Annotated in this window: 16 protein-coding genes; 8 read left to right on the forward strand and 8 right to left on the reverse strand. The window is 42.3% G+C overall.

Annotated features, from left to right (window positions below; genetic code table 11):
* The first annotated feature begins 50 nt into the window (after positions 1-50).
* From H5202_RS02815 to H5202_RS02830, 4 genes are all read left to right on the forward strand, one after another.
* On the forward strand, positions 51-1,649 hold the full coding sequence (locus H5202_RS02815) for an alpha/beta hydrolase (protein WP_182770704.1): 1,599 nt from the start codon (positions 51-53) through the stop codon (positions 1,647-1,649).
* Positions 1,650-1,651: 2 nt separating this feature from the next.
* Positions 1,652-2,386, forward strand: a complete 735-nt coding sequence (locus tag H5202_RS02820; RefSeq protein WP_182770705.1) for an ABC transporter ATP-binding protein — start codon at positions 1,652-1,654, stop codon at positions 2,384-2,386.
* Positions 2,386-3,519, forward strand: coding sequence for an ABC transporter permease (locus H5202_RS02825; protein WP_059746051.1), 1,134 nt, complete (start codon positions 2,386-2,388; stop codon positions 3,517-3,519). Before H5202_RS02820 ends, H5202_RS02825 begins: the two co-directional genes overlap by 1 nt.
* Before the next feature lie 151 nt (positions 3,520-3,670).
* Complete coding sequence (locus H5202_RS02830) at positions 3,671-3,895, forward strand: hypothetical protein (RefSeq protein ID WP_182770706.1); 225 nt, start codon at positions 3,671-3,673, stop codon at positions 3,893-3,895.
* Between the two features lie 104 nt (positions 3,896-3,999).
* Here H5202_RS02830 and H5202_RS02835 read toward each other — a convergent pair whose 3' ends face one another.
* Complete coding sequence (locus tag H5202_RS02835) at positions 4,000-5,562, reverse strand: diguanylate cyclase (protein WP_182770707.1); 1,563 nt, start codon at positions 5,560-5,562, stop codon at positions 4,000-4,002.
* A gap of 224 nt (positions 5,563-5,786) precedes the next feature.
* A complete protein-coding gene (gene mog / locus H5202_RS02840) occupies positions 5,787-6,320 on the reverse strand; it encodes a molybdopterin adenylyltransferase (RefSeq protein WP_182770708.1) in 534 nt (177 codons plus the stop codon).
* Between the two features lie 316 nt (positions 6,321-6,636).
* Here mog and H5202_RS02845 point away from each other — a divergent pair, with 316 nt between their 5' ends.
* Entirely contained in the window at positions 6,637-7,134 is a 498-nt protein-coding gene (locus tag H5202_RS02845) for a prepilin-type N-terminal cleavage/methylation domain-containing protein (protein ID WP_182770709.1), read from the forward strand.
* A gap of 113 nt (positions 7,135-7,247) precedes the next feature.
* Here the strand turns inward: H5202_RS02845 and H5202_RS02850 are convergent, their stop codons facing one another.
* On the reverse strand, positions 7,248-7,883 hold the full coding sequence (locus H5202_RS02850; protein WP_182770710.1) for a TetR/AcrR family transcriptional regulator: 636 nt from the start codon (positions 7,881-7,883) through the stop codon (positions 7,248-7,250).
* A 412-nt stretch (positions 7,884-8,295) separates the two neighbouring features.
* Between H5202_RS02850 and H5202_RS02855 the strand changes: the two genes are divergently transcribed.
* Both H5202_RS02855 and H5202_RS02860 read left to right on the forward strand, forming a co-directional pair.
* Entirely contained in the window at positions 8,296-9,528 is a 1,233-nt protein-coding gene (locus H5202_RS02855) for an efflux RND transporter periplasmic adaptor subunit (RefSeq protein ID WP_182770711.1), read from the forward strand.
* Between the two features lie 9 nt (positions 9,529-9,537).
* Positions 9,538-12,702, forward strand: a complete 3,165-nt coding sequence (locus tag H5202_RS02860; RefSeq protein ID WP_443019309.1) for an efflux RND transporter permease subunit — start codon at positions 9,538-9,540, stop codon at positions 12,700-12,702.
* 89 nt (positions 12,703-12,791) lie between these two features.
* Here the strand turns inward: H5202_RS02860 and H5202_RS02865 are convergent, their stop codons facing one another.
* From H5202_RS02865 to H5202_RS02875, 3 genes are all read right to left on the reverse strand, one after another.
* Positions 12,792-13,751 (reverse strand): carbohydrate kinase family protein, encoded by a 960-nt coding sequence (locus H5202_RS02865; RefSeq protein ID WP_182770713.1) that lies wholly within the window; start codon positions 13,749-13,751, stop codon positions 12,792-12,794.
* Between the two features lie 147 nt (positions 13,752-13,898).
* The gene (locus tag H5202_RS02870; protein ID WP_182770714.1) at positions 13,899-16,295 is read right to left on the reverse strand and encodes a TonB-dependent receptor domain-containing protein; all 2,397 of its coding nucleotides are present in this window, start codon (positions 16,293-16,295) and stop codon (positions 13,899-13,901) included.
* A gap of 269 nt (positions 16,296-16,564) precedes the next feature.
* The gene (locus H5202_RS02875; protein ID WP_182770715.1) at positions 16,565-17,785 is read right to left on the reverse strand and encodes an MFS transporter; all 1,221 of its coding nucleotides are present in this window, start codon (positions 17,783-17,785) and stop codon (positions 16,565-16,567) included.
* A gap of 188 nt (positions 17,786-17,973) precedes the next feature.
* On the opposite strand from H5202_RS02875, the gene gtfA reads away from it, so the two are divergent.
* On the forward strand, positions 17,974-19,455 hold the full coding sequence (gene gtfA, locus H5202_RS02880; protein WP_182770716.1) for a sucrose phosphorylase: 1,482 nt from the start codon (positions 17,974-17,976) through the stop codon (positions 19,453-19,455).
* A gap of 130 nt (positions 19,456-19,585) precedes the next feature.
* Here the strand turns inward: gtfA and H5202_RS02885 are convergent, their stop codons facing one another.
* Positions 19,586-20,617 carry a LacI family DNA-binding transcriptional regulator gene (locus H5202_RS02885; protein WP_182770717.1) on the reverse strand — a complete coding sequence of 344 codons (1,032 nt, stop codon included), beginning with the start codon at positions 20,615-20,617 and terminating at the stop codon, positions 19,586-19,588.
* 139 nt (positions 20,618-20,756) lie between these two features.
* Entirely contained in the window at positions 20,757-21,284 is a 528-nt protein-coding gene (locus H5202_RS02890; RefSeq protein ID WP_443019310.1) for a C40 family peptidase, read from the reverse strand.
* Positions 21,285-21,292 lie beyond the last annotated feature (8 nt).

Here is a 21,292-nt window from a genome sequence, read left to right on the forward strand (position 1 = left end):
AAGTGCTAAGGTATCATAATCGTCATGAAATGCAAAAAGGAAACGTTCCGATGATCAACAGGAAGTTTATCAACACAGTCTTCGCCAAGCGGTCAACCCGCTCTGGGTTATGCCAATCGGCAACACGTACTAGCCGATGGCTCGCGGTCGCTATTGCAATTTTACTTGCCAACAATAGTTATGCTGATACATCGCAAATCAATGTGGCTGCTCCGGCTAAAACTAGTGCTTGTTACTTAGACGGTTTAGACGAGCAATTACAGTGCGGTAAAATCACTGTGCTGGAAAACCCTCAGCTACCTGACGGTAAGCAAATCGACATTCATTTTGCTATTTTGCCAGCAATTAAAAACACTCACCCAAATGAAGCGTTACTGGCAATCGCAGGCGGACCAGGCCAGTCGGCCATTGAAAATGCCGCCTTCTTTAATCGCATGTTGACCAAAGTTCGTCAGCAACGTGATATTTTACTGATTGATCAGCGTGGTACCGGTAAATCGAACATTTTATCTTGCGACGATGACACCACTGAATTACTCAGTATGAATGATGACGATCTTGATATCATTGCCATGACAGAAAAATGCCTAGGTCAAATTGATGCCGATGTAAGCCAATACGGTAGTAATACCGCGTTAACAGACTTCGAAGCAGTACGCGAATATTTGGATTACCAAAAACTGCATTTATACGGTATTTCCTATGGAACACGTATGGCACAGCTTTATATGCGCCATTACCCAGAAGCCTTATTAACCGTGACACTAGATGGCGTAGTGCCAATGCAACAAAGTGTTGTGGCGATTGGTGACTCAATAGAACGTGGTTTAAATGTATTATGGCGCGACTGTATAAGTACTCCTGCTTGCCAGCAACAATTTCCTGACTTGGCTGACGAATACAATAAAGTCGACCAACTGCTCGCCACCGCTCCGATAAGCCAACAAGTACGTGACCCACAAACAGATGAACTCAGCGAGTTTTTACTCACCCGCGGCAAGTTTAGCGGCGCTATTAGAATGGCGATGTACATGGCAAACATCCGTGCACTTATCCCGCATGCTATTCATCAAGCGGCACAAGGTAATTACCAACCGATATTAGGTATTTACACATTAACTGCTGATAGCACAGGTATTGCGATGGGCATGCACGCATCCGTTGTGTGTGGCGAAGACATTCACCGCATTACTGATCAAATGCGTAAAGATGCAAAAGAGTCGTACATCAGCGGTAATATGTTAGATGGATTAGAAAAAACCTGCCAAGCCTGGCCGATACCACAAGTAGACGACAACTTTAGTGAACCTATTCTCAGTGATATACCCACTTTATTGTTGTCTGGCGAACTCGACCCTGCAACACCACCAAACTGGGGCGCACTGGCACAAGAAAAACTGACAAAATCAAAGCACTTCATTGCACCTTACGCAACCCATGGCGTGGCAGGCCAAAGCTGTGGCAATGACCTCGTCGCCCAGTTAGTTGACCAAGGTTCAGTAAAAGACATCAACGGTGAATGCTTACAAAAAGATGTCCGTCGTAGCTTTTACCTTAATGCCAATACCGTTGAAGCGCTACCGGTTATCGACACGCCCACTGACATAGAAACAACAGCGCCAGCGAATACCGCTGCGGATAAGGAATAGTCATGATTACTGTTGCAAACTTAACCAAAAAAATTGGTGATGTGCAGGCCTTAGATAACTTAAGCTTTAGTGCTGAGAATGGCCAAATTACCGGTTTACTTGGCCCAAATGGCGCCGGTAAAACCACCTGTTTACGCACCTTATTTGGTTTACTTAAGCCAGACTCAGGCACAGCTACCGTTGATAACATAGATGTTGCAGTTGATCCAATTGGCGCCAAAAAGCAGTTAGGCCTATTCCCCGACCCTTTTGGTTTATATGAACGCTTAAGCCCGCGTGAATACATTAGCTTCTTTGCCGAACTCAGCGGGATGTCGCGCAAACAAGCAAAAAAAGCCACCAGCGATGTGATAGCACAACTCAAGCTGGAAGACATTTGTGACCGTCGCTGCAAAGGCTTTTCTCAAGGTCAGCGGATGAAAACGGCATTAGCACAAGCCATTGTTCATAAGCCAAGTAACATCATTTTAGACGAACCTACTCGCGGGCTTGACGTAATGAGTACCCGCTTACTGCGCGACATTTTATTGCAACTCAAAGACCAAGGTCATTGTGTGCTGTTTTCAAGCCACGTGATGCAAGAAGTCGCCGCCTTGTGTGATCGCGTTATCGTGATGGCTAATGGAAAAGTGGTTGCCATCGGTAGCCCTGACGAACTGTGTCAGCAAACAGGTAAAGACTCTCTAGAAGATGCATTTATCGAACTTATCGGTACCGACGAAGGGATTGCAGCATAATGAAAATGATACTCGCAATGGTGCGCAAAGAACTCATCGACGCCGCACGAGATAAACGATCGGTTATGGCAGGTTTATATTATGCCATTGGTACGCCGCTGATCATGTGCGGCATGTTTATGGTGTTAATTGGTCAGCTGTCTAGTCCAGAAGATTTAAACATCAATATCAACAATGCCAATAACGCCCCAGATTTAGTGCGCTACTTAAGTAATAACGGCATCAACCACGGTGAAGATGAGCAAGCGAATAAAATCATCTTAACCATTAGTGACGATTACGCCGCCAACATGGCCCAAGCTAAACAAGCTGAAGTGATATTAATAGCCGACAATTCGGATGAGAAGCTGCAAAAATCAATTCGTCGACTAGAGCGTCAACTGCAAGCATATAGTGCAGAAATGGGCAGCATTCGCTTAATTGCCCGCGGTATTAATCCCCGGATAACTCAGCCATTAAAGGTCAATATCGAAGACAAAGCCACACCCGACTCTAAAGGTGGGATGATTTTAGGCATCGCTATTTTCACCATGATGTACTCGGTATTTATTTCCGGTATGAACCTCGCTATCGACACCAGTGCGGGTGAGCGTGAGCGTAACTCACTAGCACTATTGTTAAGCCACCCAATGAGCACCCGCGAATTAGTCATCGGTAAAATTATTGCCGTAACCTGTTTTGCTTTGCTCGGGTTGATCTTGATTTTACTGGTATCAAAAGTAGCTTACCCCTTTGTACCGTGGCAAGAAATTGGCTTTACCGTCAATATCACTCCAGACTTTATGGGTTTGATGTTCCTTGTGGGTATTCCAGTCGCCTTGATGGCCGCAACCTTACAACTGTATGTATCGTTTATGGCTAAAACCTTTAAAGAGGCGCAATCATACTTAACCATGGTGTTATTTGTACCATTGGCATTGTCAATGGCGGCCAGTTACAACATCGCCCCAGACGTATTGCAGTGGTTACCCGTATCTGGCCAGCAACAAGCATTAATGGACTTTATTAAAGGTCGTGAGATTCCAATGATGCAATTAATTATTTCATCTGTGACCACACTGATCATTGCCATTGCATTAGCTGCAGGCTTAGAAAAGTCGCTTAAAAGTGAAAAAGTCGTCTTTGGTTTATAACCGTTAGCTTATAACGACGAGCCCCAGCCTTACCGAGTTGAAATAAGGCTGAGGTAATTAGCAAGAGAGATTAGCTAGCGCTTTTAACAAGAGTAAGTCAGATAAGAAAGTCAAAAATCTATTAACAAAAGAGCATTAATAAGGAGTCATTATGGAAAACGATATCGCCATTATCGCGCTGGTCTTCATTATTGTGGTTGGCACCACGGCATCAGAAATGTTTAAGTATTATATGAAGCACAAGCAGCAAGCAGACACGGGCAGTGTCAGCGACCTACAAGCACAAAACCAAGCATTGATTGAACGAGTACAAGTATTAGAGAAGTTAGTAACTGACAGTGATTTTGATTTAAAGCAGCAGTTTAAAAAATTGTAGTGCTCACGCTAGAGTAGTGTTGGAAATAAAGTAGTATTTGAAAATAAAGTAGTGTTGGAAATAAAGTGCCGAATGTCGAGTTCACTCTTCGGTATTCGGCACATCTAGTCGCTAAACCTCGTCACACTGACGGTATTTCGCCCCGCTTGCTTGGCTAAATAAAGTTGCTCATCTGCATGTTGTAGTACATCGCTAAAGTTGTATTTTTCTATATCGGCTAAGTTATCGTCAACCACAACAACACCAATACTAACGGTGACCCAATTTCGACCATCTATGTGATTGGGGATCTGCAATTGCTCAATAGACTCACGAATGACTTCTGCGACTTTCAATATATTATGATGATTATTCTCGGTCAAAATTATGCAGAACTCCTCACCACCATAGCGTGAAGCAAGCGCATCATTTCGAGCCATAACCTCAACCAGACAGGTGGCCACGGCAATTAATGCATCATCGCCTTTAAGATGACCTTGTTGATCATTAAAATACTTAAAATTGTCGACATCAATCATCATCACACTAAAACCAATACTTTCTAGATGCCAGCGCGAAATGATTCGCTTTGAAAATGTTTCAAGTCCTCTTCGATTCGTAATGCCTGTTAGCGAATCTTGAACCGTTAATGTCTCTAAGTAATTTTGTTGAGCGTTAAACTTAAGCAATAATTGATTAAATGAGTAGGACACGTTCTCGATTTCATCAATAAAATGATTTGAATCCATTTTGCTCAAAAAATTATCGTCTGATGAATCATTTATGCTTTTGTTAAAACGAATAAGCGGCTTGATAAGCAGTCTTGATAATGCCATTAGCGAGAGGGAAACAATCAACACTATCGACAACAATATCGATATTGCCGAAACCCAATCTAACTGAGGTAACGACACTTTTTTATGGTGTAAAGTCACCTGTACCACTTGGTCGTCAAATGTATTACGAATTAGCCAACTATGCGATGGCGCTATATTTTCTATTGGCTTTACGTTAAAAAATGCTTCCATTGTCTCTGTTGATGTTTGCACATTTTCAATTGAAAATTTCACCAAAGAAAACTGACTAATATCGTTAATTAACGCTTTATCCACTAGGCGAACCATCGTTAAACTGCCAACAATTTCACCTTGGCCAGTAGAGGGTAAAATAGTGGTATTACTGAAATACAATAAATGCCCACCCACAACAAGATAACCACTACGGCTAGACACTTTTTGTGATGCAATTTCAGCTGCTGTGGGCAAAATAGCAAAAGACTCTGTATTTTTTTGATGCAATAAATGAACGAGTGACGATCTGGATGATGTTAATGAGTCATCATGATAATCCCAAATCAACTTGTTATTAATGTCACTGACGAAGACAGCATCAATATTTGCAGCCTCAAATGCATTGTCGGGCATATTACTTTGAATAAAATCATCAGTCGGGTTACCAACATATTCAACTAGCTCATCCCACACGGCATAATCGTAACATAAGGTGGTTAAACTGTTTTTTGATAACGATAATGCAGAATATAACAAATTATATTCTTGTTGTTGCTGGTCCAAGATTTCGGTTTTTATTCCGGGAAGGTAAAAGAAATAGTAAATACTCACCAACAACATGGTTATTGTAAGTAATAGTGAAGATAACAATAAAAGCGAAAAACGATTTAACGTCATATTGAACCAGCCCTACTGAAGATATCTTGCTAGTGTAGTACGAAATATAACTTAAAGTATTTTTACCAAGCAATCAAACATAACAAACCGATACAAACAGATACAAACGTAAAACTCATCTTCCAAAGTAAATGATCCTGGTTCCCAAACAAACACCAATCAAGAGCCGCGATGGTTATTGGCCCAGTATTAGCTTGCAAAAACACTAATACAGGGCTGCGATACTACTTTGCTTTAGGTCTAAACGGCTTTATCACCGCTTCGTCACAGACTAAAAACGGTCCGTCCATTAAGTCGATGCAATAAGGAATTGCTGGGAATACAGCATCCAAACATTCTCGGATAGACTTAGGTTTACCGGGTAGATTAACAATTAACGAGTCGGCACGAAGACCGGCCGTTTGACGGGATAGAATAGCGGTTGGTACAAACTTTAATGATTCAGCGCGCATTAGTTCACCAAAACCAGGCATCATTCTATCGCACACTGCTTCAGTCGCTTCTGGCGTTACGTCGCGTTTGGCCGGCCCCGTGCCGCCAGTGGTCACGATTAAACAGCAGTCTTGGTTGTCAGCTAAATCAATCAATGTGGCTTCAATAACCTCACGCTCATCGGGGATCACCTTGTAAACAGGTTCCCATTCCGAGGTTAAATATTCATTCAATACATCAATAATCGCCTTACCAGACAGATCTTCATATATGCCAGCACTGGCACGATCGCTAACGGTAACGATGCCTATTTTAGCTTTGCTCATGGTTATCTTTCCCTTATGTGGGGTAAAAGCAGTAATGCAAATATATGCCGACAATCTACCAAAAAAAGCCACTTTTACAAAATGTTAAACTGATAGGTAGATCACCGATTTAGGATTCCATTGACCAAGGCAGACAATGACTTCTGTTTGTGGGGTATTTATACTGGGTAAATTGAATAGTGTAATACGGGTTAATGTTTTGGTTTGGCTGCTATTTAATTTGCTCAGCGATAAGCAATGAATACCATTAGATTCGTCATAGTGTATTACCTAATAACAATCGGTATACCATAACAACATAAAGTGAGTGAGTTCTATGCATACAAGCAAACAGCGCGGGTTTACCCTTATCGAATTAGTGGTAGTGATCATTATTCTCGGCATTTTAGCCGTGGTTGCCGCACCTAAATTTATCAATCTTAAAAGTGATGCGCTTATAGCCAGTTTGAAGGGATTTCAGGGGGCGTTAGAGTCGGCCAATACTTTACTGTATTCAAAAGCGGTGTTGTCGGGTCAAGAAAAGCTCGACCCAGGTTCGGTGACAGTCAATGGCACAACGATTAGTACTACGTTGGGATACATAACCTCTCTGAGTGTAAATGTCGCGGTGTCGATTGACGGTTCTTTTGAAGTGATGACGAATGCAAATGATACTATTACCGCAGACTGGGGACTCTATGATGTGTCAGGAGGTAACGTGTATATTTTCCCTAAGGGATATGACATTAATGGCAACTGCAGCTTGCGTTACTTTGTCGATGGCACTAAGCCGGCCGATCCAATATTTTATGCCCTAACCACCACAGGCTGTTGATTGTAGAAGCTAGACATAAGTTTGTTTGGTTTGAACTTGGCCGCTAACATCAATAAAAAAAGATGACGCTTCCTGTTATAAAAACACTGTCAGACAGCGTCTTTTAAAGACACTTATTTCACGCCTGAATACCCTTTAACATGTTGGGCTAAAATGCCTGTAACCGCCATTTCTGCAACATTACGTAAATCATCATGTGTCGCGCCATCAGCAGCTTGGATAGACATACCTTTAAATAAGGTCACTATCAAGGTTGCTAATACTTTCGGCTGACAATCATCAGCTAATTCGCCTCTTTGTTTAGCCTCAGCAAACTGATCAATTAATTCAGATTGATGTTTAGTTTGCAGCAAATGAACCGCTTCTTTAATCCCTTCGCTGGCTTCATTGCATGACAATGCACTATTGATTAGCGCACAACCTTGCGGGTGGCTACAATCGGTGAACTGCGCTGCTGCACCTACTAATAAAGCTCGAATAACATCGGCAATATACTCATGTTTAAAGGCGGTATTAAATAGCGAATCTGGACGGTTTTCATAAAGCTCAATGGCTTTTAAGAACAACTGCTCTTTGTTACCAAATGCGGCATATAAACTGGGTTTTTTAATCCCCATCACCTCAGTTAATTCGCTTATAGAGGTACCTTCATAGCCATTACGCCAAAAAACATGCAGCGCTTGCTCTAGTGCAAAGTCGATATCAAAGCCACGAGGGCGTCCGACGCAAGCTGCTTTTGTTATTGTCATCAATAGTACCTCTTACATTAACGAATCATTATTTATCATGCCGTTAGCTAAATTATTTATGATAGATAACGGGTATATCTTAGCACAAAGCTAAATCATAGAAAGGGTTAATAATAAGCAGATTAAGCGCTTTTTTTCATCTTTTCCAAGTATTGATTAACGCTATTTCATCGTCACTAGCAACGCTTACATGCCATGAAGCTATTGCACCGTGTTGATTATCAATCACCTTGTCATAACAATTTAATACCTATCGGTACAAAATTAATTGACAGTTGTATTTTAATCTATATATTACCGTGCGGTACAGAACAATTTATACCAATCGGTATAAAAACATAGCCAAAGACAAAAGTAATGCACCCAATAGCTTGTTAAATAACGTAAATGCTATGGATTAGAGGACAGCACCATGAAGACGTTAAAATCAATTAAAATCACTTTACTAGTAAGCCTAACGGCTTTGCTATTAGTGGCGTGTGGAAAGCAACCTGCACAACAAGCGAATACACCCGCAGCGCCGAAGGTAGATGTTGCCAACGTACTTTATGAACGCATTACTGAATGGGATCAATTTACTGGACGCTTACAAGCACCAGAAAAGGTTACTTTGGTGCCTCGCGTGTCAGGCTATATTGAATCGATTAACTTTAAAGAAGGCGCGTTAGTGCAAAAAGGCGATGTGTTATTTACCATCGACTCGAGTGTTTTTACTGCAGAATATGAACGTCTTAAGGCAGAATTAACCAGCGCAATATCAGCTAACCAACTTGCTAAAAATGACTATGAACGAGCCAATAAGCTGTTCCATCAGAAAGCGGTTTCAGAAGAGCTCATTGATACTCGTCGGTCGAACATGCACCAAACTGCCGCTGCTGTTGCGTCCGTTAAAGCTGCATTAACAAGCGCCCAACTTAACGTTGAATATACCCATGTTACCGCCCCTATAACGGGTCGAGTGTCGTATGCCAACGAAACGGCAGGTAATTATGTCACCGCAGGACAAACGCATCTCACCAGCTTAGTGTCTACATCGCATATGTACGCTTACTTCGATATCGACGAGCGAACCTATTTAAAATATGCCGCGTTATCGTTCGAGAACAAACGTCAAAGTCCACGGTTGGGCAACAATGCTGTGGTCATGGCACTAGCAAATGAAACCAGTTTTAATCATCAGGGTGTGATCGACTTTGTCGATAATACGGTTGACCAACAAACAGGTACGATTCGCGTTCGAGCCAACTTTGCCAACCAAGATAACCAATTATTACCCGGCTTATTCGCCCGTATCAGCATTGCTGGTAGCGAGTCATACGACAGTATTTTAATTGACGACAAAGCCATTTTTACCGACTTAAATAACAAGTTTGTTTTGGTGGTAAATGACAAAAACACCCTTGAGTATCGTAGCGTTAGCCTAGGTGAGAAGCTTCACGGTTTACGCATTATTACGGCTGGTTTATCCCCTAACGATACCATCGTGGTAAACAGTCTGCAGAAAGTACGCCCTAACGTTACTATTGAGCCAAACCTTACAGCCATGGCCGATAGCGACAAATTAGAAGCATTACATCAAGCACAACGTCTCCTCGATAACCAGCCATTGACAGCACGCGTTGCTGATGATGCAAGTCAGGGTTAAGGAAACCACATAATGTTGTCTCAATTCTTTATTAAAAGACCTATTTTTGCTGCTGTGCTATCGCTGCTGTTTTTTATTTCAGGCGCGCTAGCAGTATGGCAATTACCGATTACCGAATACCCTGAAGTGGTGCCGCCAACGGTAGTGGTTACGGCAAACTACCCAGGTGCTAACCCTAAAATCATTGCTGAAACCGTTGCATCTCCGCTAGAGCAAGAGATTAACGGCGTAGAAAACATGTTGTATATGTCTTCGCAAGCCACGTCAGATGGCCGCATGACGCTAACCATCACCTTTGCAATTGGTACTGATGTTGATTTAGCTCAAACCCAAGTGCAAAGTCGTGTTGAACGAGCAAAACCTCGTTTACCAGAAGAAGTACAACGTTTAGGTATAGTTACTGAAAAATCATCACCTAGCTTAACCATGGTGGTGCATTTAACGTCACCCGACGACCGTTACGACATGTTATACCTGTCTAACTATGCGGTATTGAAAGTAAAAGATGAATTAGCCCGTATTACTGGTGTGGGTGCTGTGCGCGTGTTTGGCGCTGGCGACTACAGCATGCGAGTGTGGTTAGACCCTAATAAAGTAGCAGCAATCGGATTATCACCGAGCAATATTGTTGCCGCTATTCGTGAACAAAACCAACAAGCCGCAGCCGGCAGTTTAGGCGCGCAACCTAGTGGCGACAGTGATTTCCAATTACTGATTAACGTTAAAGGCCGTTTATCCAACGTTGAAGAGTTCGAAGACATTATTGTTAAAGTGGGCGATCAAGGTCAGATCACTCGTTTAAAAGATGTTGCCCGGGTTGAATTAGGTGCATCGACTTATGCTTTGCGTTCAATGTTAGACAATAAAGACGCGGCTGCATTACCGGTTTTCCAAGCATCGGGCTCTAACGCGATTCAAATATCTGATGATGTCCGTTCTAAAATAGCTGAGTTGTCTAAGTCATTCCCAGAAGGTTTAGCCTACGACATCGTCTACGATCCAACCGTGTTCGTGCGTGGCTCAATTAAAGCTGTGGTACAAACACTGGTTGAAGCATTATTGCTGGTTGTATTAGTGGTGGTGCTGTTTTTACAAACATGGCGCGCATCCATTATTCCATTAGTGGCGGTTCCGGTATCACTTGTGGGTACATTCGCCTTTATGCACCTAATGGGCTTCTCTCTGAACGCCTTATCACTGTTTGGCTTAGTACTTGCGATTGGTATCGTGGTCGATGATGCGATTGTTGTGGTTGAAAACGTTGAGCGAAATATCTCAGACGGATTATCGCCCGTTGCAGCCACTCAAAAGGCAATGAAAGAAGTAACCGGTCCGATTATTGCCACCACCTTGGTACTGGCGGCGGTATTTATTCCAACGGCATTTATGTCAGGCTTAACCGGGCAATTTTATAAGCAGTTCGCGTTAACCATTACCATCTCCACCTTTATTTCGGCGATTAACTCGTTAACCCTTAGCCCTGCATTATCGGCATTATTGCTTAAAGGTCATCACGAGAAAAAAGATATGCTGACCCGTGGTATGGATAAACTGCTCGGCGGCTGGTTATTTAATCCGTTTAACCGCATGTTTGCGCGTATGTCTAACGGTTACGGCTGGTTAGTGAAGAAAATCATTCGTTTTGGTGCTGTCATTGGTATTTTGTATATCGGTTTAGTCGGCTTAACAGGCTTACAGTTTGCCAATACCCCAACAGGTTATGTGCCTGGGCAAGATAAACAATATCTTATTGCCTTTGCCCAACTACCTGATGCTGCATCATTAGATCGCACTGAAGCTATCGTGAAAGAAATGTCACGTATTGCATTAGATCAACCGGGTGTCGCCCATGCTGTAGCCTTCCCTGGTTTAAGCATTAACGGCTTTACCAATAGTACTAACAGCGCCATTTTGTTTACCCCGCTGGATGACTTTGCCGATCGCAAAGATCCATCATTATCAGCAGGTGCTATTGCTGCCGCGTTAAATCAAAAATTTGCCTCGATTAACGGCGCATTTATTGCGATTTTCCCGCCACCGCCAGTGCAAGGCTTAGGCACCATTGGTGGCTTTAGATTACAAATTCAAGATCGTGCTAATTACGGTTACGAAGAGTTGTATAAAGTGACCATGCAAGTGATGCAAAAAGCATGGGCAACGCCAGAGCTAGCGGGAGTATTCTCGAGTTATCAAGTCAATGTGCCACAACTTGACGTGAACATCGATCGTACTAAAGCCAAACAGCAATCGGTGTCGTTAGACGAATTGTTCTCCACCCTGCAGGGATACATGGGTTCGGTTTACGCCAACGACTTCAACCAGTTTGGCCGTACTTATCAAGTGAACGTACAGGCAGATGAACAGTTTAGACAAACCCCTGAACAAATCGCCCAACTAAAAGTACGTAACAACCAAGGTGAAATGGTGCCTATTGGTTCATTTATTAATGTCACCAATTCATCTGGTCCAGACCGAGTCATGCATTACAACGGTTTTACCACTGCGGAATTAAATGGTGGTGCTGCACCTGGATTTAGTAGCGGTGAGGCGCAAGCTGCAATTGAAAAGATTTTAGCTGAAACCCTACCTAATGGTATGACCTACGAGTGGACTGAGATCACCTACCAACAAATTTTGGCAGGTAATGCAGGCGCCTATATTTACCCATTAATTATCTTGTTAGTGTTTATGGTTTTAGCCGCGCAATATGAAAGCTTAAGCTTACCAATAGCCATTATTCTGATTATCCCAATGACGCTGTTATCGGCATTAACAGGGGTACTAATTTACGGTGGAGATAACAATATCTTTACCCAGATTGGGTTAATTGTACTGGTGGGGCTGGCAACCAAAAATGCCATTCTAATTGTTGAGTTTGCCAAAGAGTTACAAGATGATGGCATGGAACCATTGGAGGCCATACTTGAAGCCGGTCGTTTACGTTTACGCCCTATTTTAATGACCTCGATAGCCTTCATTATGGGTGTGGTACCTATGGTTTTTTCTAGCGGACCTGGTTCAGAAATGCGTCAAGCAATGGGTGTTGCGGTATTCTCTGGCATGATTGGGGTGACTATTTTTGGCCTTATCTTAACGCCACTGTTTTATTATGCCCTAGCAAAACGTGGCAAAAATAAAACCGAGCTCGCCGAATCAGCCATAACACACGATTAACCGCGTTATTGATTCAATGATAAAAAAAAGAGGTCACCTAAGGTGACCTCTTTTTTTATTGCTCAATAACTCATTTACACAAATTTGATTCACGATTGCACTTGTGCCAAAACGGGCAGCGCAGGAAAAGCACCTTTTGCCGTACACGTTATCGCACCACACTTAATCGCAAACTCAGCAGCAGTTTGAACGTTCACTCGATTAAGCAATTTTTGCACTAAAGGCCCAGGAGTAAAATATCCTTCATCACGGCCGAGTTCAAATAAGAACCCCGCAACAAAGCTATCTCCGGCGGCAGTCGTATCTATGGCAACAATTTTAGGCACCGGCAACTCAAAGGAAAACTCAACACTGTGGCATAAAACGGACTCAGCACCATTGGTGACCAAAATTAACCTCACCCCTTGTGCAATACAGAATGCTAAATAATCGTCAAATGATCCCCCACGCTCCTGAGCCAAATAGAGTGCTTCTTCTTTACTCATTTTCAACAGGTGTGTATAACCAAAACATTGCTCCACTCGAGCCGATAACAGCCGAGTGTCTTGCCATAATGACAAGCGTAAATTAACATCAAAACTGACTAACGTTTGTTCTTTATGCGCTTTTTTAGCACCATAAAGACTGGCGTTGAAAATAGCCTTTTCAGTAAAGGTATTAGAACAAAGATGAAAAATATCAATTTTTGACCAGTCGATAGCATCAAAATCAACTTCACGGTATAGCATGTCAGCAGTGTTCTGCCGATTAAAGCTAAACGACCGCTCCCCTTGAGCATCTAAACTGACTAATACTGTGGCAGTAGCAGCATCTGGCACTAATGTTAAACAACTCACATCAACACCTTGTGCTGCCAATGCATCTTGCAACATCACACCATAATTATCAGCACTAATGCCACCAGCAAAGAAACTCTTACCACCTAATTTAGCGTAACCCACAGCGACATTGGCAGGCGCGCCGCCAGGGATAGGCTCGTGAACCAAACCAGAATGGCCCACCGGAAGTAAATCAATTAATACTTCACCAAAACTCAATAATGTACTCATATAAAACGTCCAAAAAAAAGCCCATTTGCATGGGCTTGTTAACAGGGATTTCTAAAAACTAATACAACCAATACCATTGCAAATAAGATGACTACAACTAGCTGACTAAATCTAGCTGATTACAACTAAGGCAATGACAATAAAAGATTAAAACTCGTACTTAACCGTGGCGCTTGTTGTACGGCCGTTAATGGTTCTGGCACGAATAATATTGTTGTCGGGTACCGAACCTTCTTCTGCTTCGGTAATACCAACAGTATCAAACAAGTTATTGACGTTAAGCGCGACTGATAACACATCGGTTAGCTGGTACGACGCAAACGCGTTCACTTGAGTGTAACCATCAAAACTTAGGTCATTGTTATCTTGAGCATAAGAATCAGTGGTACCAATCAAATTGACCCCAACAGAGCCTTTATCAAAGTTATAACGGCCCATTAGTGAGTAAATAAAATCTGCTTGGCGACGAGGAGTGTTGCCAATTACGCTTGGGTTAAGTGCATCTTTAACAATTTCAGCATCGGTCCAGGTTACGTTACCGCGGAAGTCGAAATCGCCAACGTAGTAAGCACCTTCTAGCTCAATCCCTTTGGCTTCATATTTACGGTCAAAGAATATTTGGCTCGTGGCTTCAAAATTTTGCTCTTCGGTTTCAGAGTAAAATGCTGTCGCAAATACCGACATATTATCGTAACGATACTTCACACCCACTTCGAACTGGTCGACTTCATCAACTGAGTCTTCGTCTGAAACTGAACCATCAGGGTTCACTTTACCAAACAATAAACGGTCAGCATTAGCTCGACCACCATGGCTGATACGACCAAATGCAGCTAAATCTTCAGACACTTGGTAGTTAGCACCTAATGAGTAAGATAAGTATCCCCAGTCATAATTCACTAACTGTGGGTTAGCATTATCAATTGACGACACACTTAACTCAGGCTGAGAAATCACGCCATCACGGTTCATATCCACTTGTGATTGCACATTACCCGCAAAGTAACCACTGGCATCGCCAGAGTCATAGCGTACGCTACCGTCTAATGATAAATCGCCGAACTTAGATGACGCTGCAATATACGGTGCTTTAATAGTGTAGTCTGAATCATAGTTACGTTGACAACAATTGCCCCAGTAAGGCACGCCATAAGCGTATAAACCATTATCTGAGTACTCAGTGCCATCGGCACCGACCACATCTAAAAGTGCCGCATTATCGCCTTGCACTTCCATCAAATAAGAGTTCCACATCCAAGTCATATTGATATTTTGCGTGGCAGTATAAAAACCAAAAGTGACATTAGAATCATCAAACGTCTTGGTTAATTTCATGTCATTGACGATAGAACCAAAGTCATTCATGGTCACATCAAAACTGTGTACGCGCATGGCTAAATCACTATCAAATGCTTGACCCGCTTTGGCACCATTAGCATAAATAAGTGTCGAACCTGCGCCACCAATACTGCTAGCAATGCTTGAGCTGTTGCCCACTTCGGCTGGCATTAACGACATAAAATTACCGCTCACATCCGAGATGCGGAAACGGTTTTCTACTAACCAATCGTCACCTAAATCAAATGAAGCTTCTAATCCCACCGAGTTAACAATCGGATTCATACCATCACGCATATCACCACGGCTGATATTGCCGTTAGCATCTAAGCGCAGGGTTGATAACATGTTAGCCGAATGAACCGTATCAGATTGAGCATCAAATCCAGGTATTGAGCTACCATCGGAATACATTGGCATCGGCAAATAACCAATGCTCTTATCATTTAAGTGCTTTACATACAAACGCACATAACCAGAGTCAAACTCTTTGGTTAAGTTAGCTTTAATTTGGCCACCCTTGTTCGCGGTGTAACCAGGATCACGCGGGCCATCGCCGGTGCGTACAAAGCCACCGATGTGAAAACGCATCGAGTCATTAATGCTTGTGCCGTATTCAAAATCAGTACGCAGAGTATCGTAATCTAGGCCTACAGTAGATGAAATACTGCCAGCATCACTGGTACCGGTTTTACTAATGACGTTAATAATACCGCCGGGTGCGTTACTGGCAGCTGTTGAGGCTGAACCACCACGGATTGATTCAATAGTTTGTGTTGTAGAATCAATACGTAAGAAAATATCCGCATTACCAAATGCAATATCACCAAACTGTAAAATAGGTAAGCCATCTTCTTGAATTTGCAAGAATTTAGCTCCACCAGAGGCAACCGGCAAACCACGTACTGCAATGTTGGCGTTACCTTCACCACCAGTCGATTCAACCTTCATGCCCGGAATAATACGGAACGCTTCGGCTGATGAACGAGGTGAGCTAATGGCTAAATCTTCTGGCGACACACTGCTCACCGACACGCTCGAGTCCATTACACGTGTACCACGTGCGACACCCGTTACCACAATGCGCTCAAGACCAATGGCGTCTTTTTTTGTTTCCACGGTGTCAGTGTCAGCAGCCCACAAGCTTGAACTGACCATAACCGCTAGCGTACTTAATACAAATTTCTTAGATGTGCTTTTTATCATTTTTATGTCCCCACATAGAGTGTATTGATGTTGTCTTATCTCCCCATAACAACATCAGTAATTTATTCATCAATCGAATTAAGCCCCAAACTATCTCAATAGCTAATCAAGACACTAAACTTAAACCTTTTACTTAATCGATTAAGTTACAAGTTAGCAACTAAATAGTAAATTGCAAGTACAATTTATGTTCAACTATCGTTAACTGGATTAAAAAATCATCTAAGTAGATGTTTAATAAATTAAATATTTATAATAGTAGTTGTTGATTATTTAGCGTCAGCGGTTAACAAATGCCCTGACGGATCACGAAACAGATTGTATGCTGCCAAAAAACACAACATAAATGCAAAGCCGGTTGCTAAATAAAACCCGAATTTAACATGACCAAATATGTCGCCTACCAGCCCCATTAGCAATGGACCTAATGCAGCAGAAAGCGCAGTAAAGAATAAAATGACCCCAGCAACCGAACCATGTTGATCAACCGGGAAACAACTGATCCCTTTGGAGTTTAATGTCGGATACATCATAGACATAAATAAACCAGATAAAGGCAATAAAATAACCGCAGCCGAAATGCCATACACCATAGCGCCTAAATAACATAAGCTAATTGCCAAACTGAACCAAAACATCACTTGCTGCCAACGGTATCGATTGAGGATCCAGCCACCTAAGAAACGTCCCAGTGCCCGTAATGTGAAAAAGATTGTTAATGCATACGTCGCGATTAATGCCAACTCACCTTCATAGTTGAGTAATAGCGTCGGCATCCATACATAAATAGCCACTTCAGTAGCAACATAAAGCCCAATCGCTAAGGAATAGCCTAATGCGTAAGGATTTTTCATCATTCTAAACGTACTGGCTAGATTAATATCTTGAGTGGATGAGCGCTTAAGTTGCGGATATTCAGCTTTATAAGCTAACCAACATAATATTAAACAAAACACCCCAGCGCCAAAATACAGATATTTCCACGATACGCCTGTTATCAATAAATAACTGACAATCGCCGGACCAACCATAGCGCCCACACCAAAATAGCCTTCGACGGTATTCATGGTGCTTGAGTGTTGTTTCGAGTTAGTTGAAATATCACCAATTAATCCTAGCGCACCCGTTTTGAACACCCCAATAGCAATACCGACTAACGCCAACAAACATAGAAAATAGTAAAATGACTCACCTAAAGCGAACATAAAACTGGCTAGCGCAAACAACAGTAAGCCAATTAAAATCGTTACTTTCCGGCCTAACTTATCTGCCAGAAAGCCTAAAAACAGCCCACTTAATGCAATAAAAAGCATTGGCATGTAATGAAATGCGCTCGCTTGTGACATCGATAAGTCAAATGTGTTAATCAGCTCAGGAATAATCACTCCCACCGCATCAGAAGTCATCGCGAACATAAAAAACATTAAATATGTTAGTATTCTTATCCTAGTGTTACCACTATTCTCACTATCATTCATATGGTTAACCATACTTTTCACCTTATTGTTATATGTTTTCTTTGTGGTCACACAGTCTCTATTATGGCGACACATTCGTCTTCTCCCACAGAAAACGAATTCAATATTTAAACAAAGCCCTTGAATAATGTTTCATATTGGTTAAATATACAACTTAATCGATTAAGTTTTTTCAAATACTTACTTTAAGAGTCACCAACATGAAAAATAATGTTCAGCTGATCACTTACGTAGATCGTATAGCGCACTCAGACTTAAAAGGACTCAAACAGGTTCTCGACACAGAACTGCATGATCTCTTTGGTGGCGTACATCTGTTACCTTTTTACTATCCAATTGACGGCAGCGATGCTGGCTTTGACCCTATAGACCATGCAAAGGTAGATGAACGTCTTGGTGATTGGAATGACGTAAAGCAGATTGGCCAACAATACGACATCATGGCCGACTTAATTGTTAACCACATGTCTGCAGAGTCTACCGAGTTTCAAGACGTGCTTGCCAACGGCAAAAACTCTGCTTACTGGGATTTATTTTTAACCAAAGATAGTGTCTTCCCAGACGGTTTAAGTGCAGAAAACCAAGCTAAAATTTATCGCCCACGTCCGGGGAGTTGTTTCACCACCTATAAACTCGCCGACGGTACACAAGCCGAGTTTTGGACGACTTTTACCTCAAATCAAATTGATATTAATGTGCATACCGCTGCAGGTCAGGCACATTTAAACAAGGTGCTAACGCGTTTTCATGAAAGCAAAGTCGATCTTATTCGTCTTGACGCTGCGGGTTATGCCATTAAAAAACCAGGCACTAGCTGTTTTATGATTGAAGAATCATTTGAATTTGTCGATGAGTTAGCCAAAAAAGCCAACAGCCTAGGCATGACCACCCTTGCCGAAATTCACTCGCATTACATGACCCAGCTCGATATTGCTAAGCGCGTAGACATGGTGTACGACTTTGCGCTGCCGCCATTGATTCTCCACAGCTTATTTAGCCAAGATGTCAGTGCATTAAGCCATTGGCTATCCATTGCCCCACGCAACTGTGTCACGGTATTAGACACCCATGACGGTATTGGCATTATTGACGCTGGCCCGGTCGGCAATAAAGCAGGTTTATTAACAGCTGCTGAAATTGATAACTTAGTTAATCGTATCCATAGCAATAGCAAAGGTGAAAGCCTGCAAGCAACGGGCGCGGCAGCCAGCAATGTCGATCTATACCAAGTTAATTGCACCTACTACGATGCCCTTGGCCAAAATGACATTGATTATTTAATCGCTCGAAGCGTGCAATTTTTTGCTCCCGGTATTCCGCAGGTGTATTACACCGGTTTACTGGCAGTGCCTAATGCCATGGAGTTACTGAATCAAACTCAAGTAGGTCGCGACATTAATCGCCCTTATCTACAGGTAAGCGACATTCAAACAGCCATGCAAAAACCGGTTGTTAAAGCGCTATGTGAGCTGATCACTCTACGCAATAAAGTCGATGCCTTTAATGGTGAGTTCACCATGACAAACCAGGCTAATCAGTTAATACTTTCTTGGATACATGGCGACAGTACAGCAAAGCTAAGCGTTAATTTTGCCACCAAAGAAACCCATATCAACATCGTTGAATCTCAGCAATCGACTCACATTGTACTGGCAGATTTATTGGCTAAACACAGCGGATAATCTACGTATGTGTTAAGCTTAAACGTAAACAAGGCGCCTAATTAGGCGCCTTGTTGGTATCGATATGATTGTCTCGATCTGTTTGTATCGAACTGTTTGTATCAAAAATCGTCCGGTCATCAATATTACATCAACAACTGCCACCACGTGAAAGTTCATAACCCAACACTTCAGCATGATGAGCATCAGCAATAAACATTTCTGCGGCTTTACGACCTTTTTGTTCTGAATGCTGGAACACAGTCGTCAGCGGCGGGATAGCTCGTGAACCTTCATCAATACCATCAAAACCCACCACTCGAATATCTTCAGGGATCCGCAAACCTTGTTGGATTGCCTCGCGCATTAAACTCAACGCTATTAAGTCACTCATGCACAAAAATACATTCGGACGCGGTACACAATTAAGCGCTTCTTTGGCTGCTATGGCAGCAAAGTCGGCATTACTTTCAGGAATATTCCAAATGCGATCATCACCAAGCTTAACCCCAGTATCACCAATGGCATCCAAATAGCCTTGCAAACGCTGATGCGCTACTGAGGTATCAATTTCCATAGAATGAATATCATACACGCGGCAGGTTAAGTGAGTGTCGAGCAAGCGTAATCCAAGAATTGCGACCTGATCTTGCTCTGATTGAATAGCCAATTTAGCCACTTCATAGGCGCCGGCTTTATTGTCGATACTCACCGAAGCACTGCGATGAATATTAAAGTCGACCGTCACCACTTTTTTACGAACTTTTTTCAATTGCTCGGCCAATAAACTGTTACGGGGGCGACCATAACAAATAAAGCCATCGACAAAATCATTTACGCCATTAACATTGTCAGAACTGCCAGAAAACAACAGTAAATTAATTTTATGTTGTTCAAAAACTGCCGCAACGCCTTTCATAAACTTACTGGCTACGGGGTCCGACACCATGTATTCAATACTGTCCGACAACACTAATGCTACTGTATCGAATTTGCCACGCCTTAAAGATTGCGCGGCTTTATTGGGTCCAAAATATCCTAGCTCGTTACAGGCAGCTAGAATGTCTATACGGCGTTTTTCCGACAGCTGATCTGGACGATTAAACGCATTAGATACCGTCGCATTCGACACACCTAATTCTTTGGCAATACTTTTTAAGGTCCAATGCTTGGAGTCTGGCATAACGGGTCCGTTTACGTCGTGGTTTTAGCCTATATAGCTATACATAACATGAATGTATCGATGCAAGTCGATGAAAAATTCAGATGCAAGTATAGCGTTGAAGCGAAAAACGGCACCAGCGAGTTAGGCTACTGCCAAATTATAAATTGTCTTGCTGTTCAACATGAGTAACAAGGCTGGCTATCGACATATTTTGCTCAGCTGTTGGATTTTTTAAGCGTTTTGCAAACCAAAAACGAGGCTTCCAATAAATATTATTCAAACTCGAAATTTTTACGCCTTTTTTGGTCGAGGCATGTAAAAAACGGTCATTGCCCATGTAAATACCGACATGACGAACGGTTCGAGTAGTTTTAAAAAAAACTAAATCGCCAGTTTTTAACTGATTACGCGGTATTTCTTTACCCAAAATACGTTGCGAGTTAACAGTACGAGGTAACTTGTCGCCAACAATATTCAGGTAGGCCAAATACACAAACCCTGAACAATCTACGCCATTTCTACTCAGCCCCCCTAAACGATATGGAGTACCTTTCCATTGGTCGTGAAAACTCAATAGGTTTGGCTCACTCCACTTAGGAGGTTCTGGTCTAAGCATGGGAGGAACCACCATAGGCTTAGGTGCGATAACCACAGCAGGGGGAGATGCACACGCAGACAAAAACACTAAGCAAC

This window comes from Shewanella sp. SG41-4, assembly GCF_014164505.1.
Classification (GTDB): Bacteria; Pseudomonadota; Gammaproteobacteria; order Enterobacterales; family Shewanellaceae; genus Shewanella.

Bases quoted from the DNA above. Each gene is read 5' to 3' on its own strand.
- H5202_RS02865 (WP_182770713.1), bottom strand. From the start codon at position 13,751: ATGAGTACATTATTGAGTTTTGGTGAAGTATTAATTGATTTACTTCCG.
- H5202_RS02875 (WP_182770715.1), bottom strand. From the start codon at position 17,785: ATGGTTAACCATATGAATGATAGTGAGAATAGTGGTAACACTAGGATA.
- H5202_RS02820 (WP_182770705.1), top strand. From the start codon at position 1,652: ATGATTACTGTTGCAAACTTAACCAAAAAAATTGGTGATGTGCAGGCC.
- H5202_RS02825 (WP_059746051.1), top strand. From the start codon at position 2,386: ATGAAAATGATACTCGCAATGGTGCGCAAAGAACTCATCGACGCCGCA.
- H5202_RS02845 (WP_182770709.1), top strand. From the start codon at position 6,637: ATGCATACAAGCAAACAGCGCGGGTTTACCCTTATCGAATTAGTGGTA.
- H5202_RS02830 (WP_182770706.1), top strand. From the start codon at position 3,671: ATGGAAAACGATATCGCCATTATCGCGCTGGTCTTCATTATTGTGGTT.
- mog (WP_182770708.1), bottom strand. From the start codon at position 6,320: ATGAGCAAAGCTAAAATAGGCATCGTTACCGTTAGCGATCGTGCCAGT.
- gtfA (WP_182770716.1), top strand. From the start codon at position 17,974: ATGAAAAATAATGTTCAGCTGATCACTTACGTAGATCGTATAGCGCAC.
- H5202_RS02885 (WP_182770717.1), bottom strand. From the start codon at position 20,617: ATGCCAGACTCCAAGCATTGGACCTTAAAAAGTATTGCCAAAGAATTA.
- H5202_RS02815 (WP_182770704.1), top strand. From the start codon at position 51: ATGATCAACAGGAAGTTTATCAACACAGTCTTCGCCAAGCGGTCAACC.
- H5202_RS02855 (WP_182770711.1), top strand. From the start codon at position 8,296: ATGAAGACGTTAAAATCAATTAAAATCACTTTACTAGTAAGCCTAACG.
- H5202_RS02870 (WP_182770714.1), bottom strand. From the start codon at position 16,295: ATGATAAAAAGCACATCTAAGAAATTTGTATTAAGTACGCTAGCGGTT.
- H5202_RS02835 (WP_182770707.1), bottom strand. From the start codon at position 5,562: ATGACGTTAAATCGTTTTTCGCTTTTATTGTTATCTTCACTATTACTT.
- H5202_RS02850 (WP_182770710.1), bottom strand. From the start codon at position 7,883: ATGACAATAACAAAAGCAGCTTGCGTCGGACGCCCTCGTGGCTTTGAT.